Here is a 1761-nt window from a genome sequence, read left to right on the forward strand (position 1 = left end):
ACACTGGTGGCCCTGGTGGTAGCGGGGCGGGCGGTCAGCTGCGGCGGCGGGCGGCCAGCGCCTCCTTGAGCCGCGGCATCCGGGTGGTGAGCAGGTGGACCGTCGCCCGCCGGGCGCGGACCGCGCCGCCCCGGGCCGCGGCCGCCGGGGCCGGACCGCGCGGGCCGAACAGCAGCCGCTGGTTCGGCAGTCGGTCCGGGCGCCAGCGCTGCTTGTACGCCTCCTGGCCGCGCAGCAGGCTTATCACCGGGATCCCCGCCGCCAGCGTCTCGTCCAGCGCGGCGCCGAACAGCAGGCCGGCGATGTCCAGCCGCTCCCGCAGCCGGGGGTGCGCGCCGTACAGGTAGAGGCCGCTGTAGGAGGGGCAGAGCAGCACCAGGTTGACCGCCAGCAGCTCGCCGTCCAGCCAGAACCGGTGCACGGCCGCGCCGCCGGAGGCGACCAGCGCCGCGGTGGACTCGGCGAGGTGCCGGGAGAACCGCTCGGTGCGGTGCTCCGGCGTCACCCCGCGCTCCTCCCACTGGACGAAGTGCAGTCGCAGCAGCGCCTCCAGCGCCTCCGGGACCTCCTCCGGAGTGGTCGACCGCACCTCGACGCCGGATTCGGCGATCTTGCGTTGCTTGACCCGGCTGCGCTGGGCGGTCTTCCCCGGCAGCCGCTTGAGGAGTTGGTCCATCGGGACGGCGGGCAGGTACTGGCAGATCGAGTCGGCGAAGCGGTGGCGCCGGCCGCGCCAGTGCTCGAAGACCCGCTGGACGGCCGCCTCCGGGTGGACCTCGCGCAGTTCCAGGCTGTGCCAGGGGCGGGTGAGCGGGAGGGCCGCGGCGAACTCGGCGGCGGCCCGGTCGGCGCAGGCGTCGTCGAGCAGGATGTCGGTGAAGTCGATCAGTCCGGCGCCGAGGCCGGTCAGTCCGCCGAGCGGGCCGCCGCGCCGGCGGAACGCGCCCGCGCCGACGAGCAGGCCCTCGCGGCGCACCAGCAGCACCACCAGGGCGCCGGGGCGGCCGTAGTGGCGCCACCAGGAGCGCTGCCAGACCGAGGTCTGGAAGGCGGTGGCGGTGCGGCAGCGGGCGGCCAGGTCGTCCCACTCCTCGGCGAGGGTGTCGAGGGCGTCGTCCTCGCGGCGCAGCTCGGTGGTCCAGCGGGGCGAGCGGGCCTGGGCGGGGAGGCCCGCGGTGGGGGTGACGGCCTCGGTGCTCATCGTCCGCCCCCTGCCGTCGCCTCGGCCCGTGCGTCGGACCGTGCCCCGTTCCTGGCTCCTGCCTTCGCCGCGGCGGGCTCGGCCTTCGCCGGGTCGGGCTTCGCGGTGTCGGGCTTCGCGGCCTCGGACTTGGCGGACCCGGACTTCACCACCTCGGCCTTCGCCGGCCCGGCCGGGTCGACGGGGTCGGGGTCCGGCTCGGCGGCGCGCGGGCGCGGGGTGGTCGCAGGACCGGCCGCGGCGGGCGCCTCCTCGGCGGGGGTCCCGGTGCCCCGGCGGCGGGTCATCATCACCAGCGCGCCGATCAGCACCCCGGCCGCGCCGCCGACCGCGACGTCCAGCTTGCCGGAGGGCGTGGTCGGCCGGTCGGGCTCGGCGGCGCCAGCCATCGGGACCAGGCGGACGCCGGTCTCCTTGCTGCTGCCGTTGGCGAACGCCACCAGCGAGCGGGCCACCGCGTCCGCCGCCCGGACGGCCTCCCCGGGCTCGGCGCCGGTGCCGGTGATCTCGATCATCGGGGCGTCCGGCGAGGTGGTGCCGTGCACCAGGGCCTCCAGCTC

General features: G+C 77.2%; 1 protein-coding gene and 1 pseudogene. Both read right to left on the minus strand.

Features of this window, described 5'->3' with window-relative positions:
* Positions 1–34: 34 nt before the first annotated feature.
* Complete coding sequence (locus tag VR45_RS23100) at positions 35–1201, minus strand: GNAT family N-acetyltransferase (protein ID WP_045941731.1); 1167 nt, start codon at positions 1199–1201, stop codon at positions 35–37.
* Positions 1198–1761: pseudogene (locus tag VR45_RS42575) on the minus strand (hypothetical protein); the annotation flags it as partial. The gene VR45_RS23100 and the pseudogene VR45_RS42575, both read right to left, overlap by 4 nt.

This window comes from Streptomyces sp. NRRL S-495, from assembly GCF_000966955.1.
GTDB lineage: Bacteria > Actinomycetota > Actinomycetes > Streptomycetales > Streptomycetaceae > Kitasatospora > Kitasatospora purpeofusca.